The sequence below is a fragment of the Parafannyhessea sp. genome (assembly GCF_051876455.1).
Classification (GTDB): domain Bacteria; phylum Actinomycetota; class Coriobacteriia; order Coriobacteriales; family Atopobiaceae; genus Parafannyhessea.
This window is the reverse complement of the sequence record NZ_JBJEHW010000053.1, coordinates 1-4,539: the sequence shown is the minus strand read 5'-3', so window position 1 is coordinate 4,539 and position 4,539 is coordinate 1. Positions and strand designations below refer to the sequence as shown.

At 68.6% G+C, this 4,539-nt stretch carries 5 protein-coding genes and 1 pseudogene; 5 read left to right on the top strand and 1 reads right to left on the bottom strand.

The window, feature by feature from the left end; genetic code table 11:
• Together ACI38Z_RS02570 and ACI38Z_RS02565 are read left to right on the top strand one after the other, a co-directional pair.
• Nucleotides 1-171 (top strand): cold shock domain-containing protein (locus ACI38Z_RS02570; protein ID WP_439788622.1); only part of this gene is annotated, 171 nt, incomplete at its 5' end.
• Between the two features lie 183 nt (nucleotides 172-354).
• On the top strand, nucleotides 355-1,782 hold the full coding sequence (locus ACI38Z_RS02565; RefSeq protein WP_439788621.1) for a Sapep family Mn(2+)-dependent dipeptidase: 1,428 nt from the start codon (nucleotides 355-357) through the stop codon (nucleotides 1,780-1,782).
• Nucleotides 1,783-1,822: 40 nt separating this feature from the next.
• Here ACI38Z_RS02565 and ACI38Z_RS02560 read toward each other — a convergent pair whose 3' ends face one another.
• A complete protein-coding gene (locus tag ACI38Z_RS02560) occupies nucleotides 1,823-2,521 on the bottom strand; it encodes an HAD family hydrolase (protein ID WP_439788620.1) in 699 nt (232 codons plus the stop codon).
• Nucleotides 2,522-2,670: 149 nt separating this feature from the next.
• Here ACI38Z_RS02560 and ACI38Z_RS02555 point away from each other — a divergent pair, with 149 nt between their 5' ends.
• The 3 genes and pseudogenes from ACI38Z_RS02555 to ACI38Z_RS02545 all read left to right on the top strand — a co-directional run.
• Nucleotides 2,671-3,441 carry a VUT family protein gene (locus ACI38Z_RS02555; RefSeq protein ID WP_439788619.1) on the top strand — a complete coding sequence of 257 codons (771 nt, stop codon included), beginning with the start codon at nucleotides 2,671-2,673 and terminating at the stop codon, nucleotides 3,439-3,441.
• A 1-nt stretch (nucleotide 3,442) separates the two neighbouring features.
• Entirely contained in the window at nucleotides 3,443-4,141 is a 699-nt protein-coding gene (locus ACI38Z_RS02550; protein WP_439788618.1) for an SDR family NAD(P)-dependent oxidoreductase, read from the top strand.
• Nucleotides 4,142-4,243: 102 nt separating this feature from the next.
• Nucleotides 4,244-4,539, top strand: a pseudogene (locus ACI38Z_RS02545) (Sapep family Mn(2+)-dependent dipeptidase); the annotation flags it as partial.

The following is a 4,539-nucleotide window of genomic DNA, read 5'->3' as shown; positions in this document are numbered from 1 at the left end:
GACAAGGGCTACGGCTTCATCTCCCGCGAGGATGGCGACGACCTGTTCGTCCACTACTCCGAGATCCAGATGGACGGCTACAAGACTCTTGACGAGGGTCAGGCTGTCGAGTTCGACATCACCACTGGCCAGAACGGCAAGCTCCAGGCTTCCAACGTCCGTAAGATCTAGCTCAAACAGAAGTCGCTAAGGCGCAGGCATACGCCTGCGGGTGATTCGCGGTCCGTCGTGCGGTGCACGGTGGGCCGCGCTTTTTGTGCGCCCATGTTCCGGGCGGACGCGGGCCGTGCGGCCTGCGCGCGACGCTACGTGTACCATGGGATGCGATGCGGAATACAGACGATTGGGGGACCCGTGGCAGACGAGGAACTGAAGCGCGCGGCTGACGCGTACGTGGACGAGGTGTGGGAGGACGTCGTGAGCGACATCCGCACCCTGGTGAGGATACCCTCCGTGAGGGACCGCGAGGGCGCGAGGCCCGGCATGCCCTGGGGCAAGGCGAGCCACGACGCGCTGGTGGCGGCGCTCGGCATCGCGTCGCGCCTGGGACTCGACGCGCACGAGTGCGAGGGCTACATAGGCTACGCGGACCTCAGGGGCGCGTCCGACACCCAGATCGCGACCATCGCGCACACGGACGTGGTGCCCGAGGGCCTCGGCTGGACCGTCGACCCCTTTGACGTGACGCGTCGCGAGGGATACCTCCTGGGACGTGGCGTGCTGGACGACAAGGGCCCGTTCGTGCTGTCGCTCTATGCCGCGAACTTCTTTAGGCACCAGGTGGAGGAGACGGGCAAGCCCCTCCCGTACACGCTGCGCTGCCTCGTGGGCAACGAGGAGGAGTGCGAGATGGGCGACCTCAAGTGGTACCTCAGGCACTATCCGGAGCCCGCCTTCGCCTTCACGCCTGACGCCGACTTCCCGCTCATCTGCGGCGAGAAGGGCGTCTTCCACGGCCACTTCACGACCGGGAGGCTCGCGGACGAGCCGGGTGCGAGGATCGTGAGCCTCAACGCGGGCACCGTCGCCAACGCCATCCCCGGCCAGGCGGAGGCCGTCGTGCGCGCCGGTGCGGGCGAGCTCGAGCCGCGCGAGGGCATCGAGGTCGAGGAGCGTGCCGACGGGACGTGCCTCGTGCGCACGCACGGCATCGGAGGCCACGCCTCGCTTCCCGCGGGGACGCGCAACGCCATCGGCATGCTGGCGGACTACCTCCTCGACCACGGCGTCTGCAACGAGCCCGAGCGCTCGTTCCTCTCGCTCGAGCACCTGCTCTGCTCGGCGTCGACGGACGGCTCGTCGCTCGGCATCGCGTCCGCGGACGAGAAGTTCGGCCCCCTCACGTGCATCGGCGGCACGGTCCGCACCGTGGACGGCGGCTTCGTGCAGACGATGGACGCCCGCTACCCCACGTCGATCACGGACGCGCAGATTGAGTCGACGCTGGCGGACCTGGCCGCCCAGCACGGCTGCGCGTTCGGCGTGGACGGCGTGAAGGTGCCGTTCTACATCGACCCGTCGTCCGCGCCCATCAGGACGCTGCTCGACACGTACTCCGAGTACTCCGGCAGGCCCGCCAAGGCCCAGGTCATCGGCGGCGGCACGTACGCGCGCAACTTCAAGCGCGCCTGCGCGTTCGGCGCGAACGAGCCCACGGCCAAGCTGCCGAGCTGGGTCGGCCCCGAGCACGGCCCCGACGAGGGCGTCGCGGAGGAGACGCTCAGGCAGGCGCTCAGGATCTACATCGTGTCCATCGCGAGGCTCATGCGCCTCGACTTCTAGCCGGACGCCGCGGCCCGGACGGCAGCGCCCGGGCCGCCCGTCACGAGAGGTGGATGTCCCGCCAGTCCCACAGCAGGAGGTCCGCCGCCGCGCGGACCTCCTCCAGGTCCTGCGTGGGGTCGTTGGAGACGACGCCGCAGGTCAGCATGCCCGCGCCCGACGCGCTCCTGATGCCCGCCGCCAGGTCCTCGAACACGATGCACTCCCGGGGCTCCGCCCCCAGCCTGCGGGCCGCCTCGAGGTAGATGTCCGGCTTGCTCTTGGGGACGGGCACCTCCTTGCCGTGCACGCGCACGTCGAAGAGGGCGTCCATGTCGATGCCGCGCATGGAGTCGAGCACGTCGGGGTCGTTCGTGGTCGCGAGGGCGATGCGCACGCCGCGCCCGCGCAGCGCCTGTATGTACTCCTGCGCGCCGGGAAGCAGCCTCGCCTCGTCGCGGTAGAGCGCGCGTCCCATGGCGTTCCACTCGTCGCAGATCTCCCGAACGCTGTCGTGCAGGCCAAAGCGCTCGATCGTGTAGCGCGCGCCCGCCTCGAACCCCAGCGTCGACATCTTGCGCGCGTAGTCCTCGGGTACGGCATGGCCGCGCGACCCCAAAAAGGCCTCGTCCACGCGCTCCCACAGGCTCGCCGTGTCGGAAATGGTGCCGTCGAAGTCGAAGATCGCCGCCCCAAAGCACGGCGGCCACAGCCCTGCGGGCGCCTCGTGTGACGGAACGTACCCTGTCGAGCTCTGCACCATGTCCTCCAGACGTCAACGGCCCCGCGCGGGCGCGCGGGCGGCCGACGATATGCTAGTCTAACCAACGCGCGGCGCACAAGGCGCCGGCCGAGCAGTTCGGGTCCTAAATCCTGCTCGTTAAACCTAAAACCAAGGGAGAAGAACACATGCTCAAGAAGACACTCGAGGACTACCGGCTGCTCTTGCGAAACGTCCCCAGCACCAACGTCGCGCTGTTCACGCTCAGCGTCGTCCTCATGAACCTGCTCGCCAACAAGGAGCTCGTCTCGCTCCCGTACCTCGCGCTCGACTGCGGCATCACGCTGAGCTGGGTGTCCTTCCTCTGCATGGACATGATCACCAAGCGCTTTGGCGCCCGTGCCTCGATCATGGTCTCGGTCTTCGCGCTCGTCACCAACCTTGCCGTGGCCGTCCTCCTCTGGCTTGTGAGCCTCGCGCCCGGCCACTGGGGCGCCTACTACACGTCGGGGCTTGCGGCCGTGGACCAAGGGCTCAACGCCACCATCGCGGGCAGCTGGTTCGTGGTGTTCGGCAGCTCGGTCTCCATGCTCCTCTCGTCTGCCACGAACTCCCTGCTCAACCAGTTCATCGGCCGCAGGCTCGCCAGCAACGACGGCTTCGGCTCCTTCGCCAAGCGCGCGTACGCCTCCACGCTCGTGGGGCAGATTGTCGACAACCTCACCTTCGCCATCATCGTGAGCCACACGTTCTTTGGCTGGACGTGGGCGCAGGTCATCAGCTGCTCCATCACGGGTGCCCTGGTCGAGCTCCTGTGCGAGGTCGTGCTGAGCCCCGTGGGCTTCCGTGCGGTGCGCGCGTGGGAGCGCGACGGCGTGGGCGAGGAGTACCTGGCCGCGCATCCTACTGAGGGCGACGGCGCGCAGTCCAAGTCCGCCTCGACCGTGGGGGAGGCCTAGCGTGAGCGTGCTGGTCACGGGCGCGTCGGGCGGCATCGGCCGCGCCATAGCGGAGCTCTTCCTCGAGCGCGGGCACGAGGTCGACGGCCTCGACGTGCGCGAGGCGCCGTTCGAGCGCGCGGGCTACCGCCACCACGTTGCCGACGTGCGCGACGCCGCGGCCCTGCCCGACCTTCCCGCGCCGGCCGTCATCGTCAACTGCGCAGGCGTGCAGGACACCCCGGACGACATCGACGTCAACCTCAAGGGCACCATAAACGTGTGCGAGCGCTACGGCTTCGTGAGCATGTCCCAACCCACGCCGGAGCTGCGCTCCATCGTCAACGTGGGCTCATCCTCCGGCCACAACGGCTCGGAGTTCCCCCAGTACGCGGCCAGCAAGGGCGGCGTCATCGCGTACACCAAGAACCTGGCGCTCCGCGTGGCGCCGCAGGCCATCGCCAACAGCGTCGACCCCGGCGGCGTCATGACGGAGCTCAACCGTCCCGTCATGGAGGACGAGGCTCTGTGGTCGCGCATCATGTCGCTCACGCCGCTGCGCCGCTGGGCCACGCCCCGCGAGATCGCGGAGTGGGTCTACTTCGTGGGCGTGACCAACCGCTTCATGACCGGCCAGTGCCTCCTCATCGACGGGGGAGAGGCGGGCAACGCGGAGTTCGTCTGGCCCGACGTCACGGTGGGCACCAAGCGCACGCGGTAGCCCCGCATACCGTACGCGGAGGCGCTCGTGCCCAATGTTGCCAAAATGTTACACTACACAGATGTTGGACACCACACATCGCGCACCCATCCGGAGGTAGCCATGACAGACGAGGAACTGAAAGCCCGCGCCAAGGAGTTCGCGGAGAAGAACTGGGAGGCCATAGTCGCAGACATCGACTCCCTCGTGCAGGTCAACTCGGTCGAGGACCTGGATCACGCCGAGCCGGGCAAGCCCTACGGCCCCGCCCCCTACGAGGCGCTCTCCCGCGCGCTGGGCATCGCCTCGCGCCTCGGGCTCGACGCGCACGACTGCGACGGCCACATCGGCTACGCGGACGTGCCCGGCGCCTCGGCCAAGCAGATCGCGACCATCGGCCACACGGACGTCGTGCCCGC

Bases quoted from the DNA above. Each gene is read 5' to 3' on its own strand.
- ACI38Z_RS02555 (WP_439788619.1), top strand. From the start codon at position 2,671: ATGCTCAAGAAGACACTCGAGGACTACCGGCTGCTCTTGCGAAACGTC.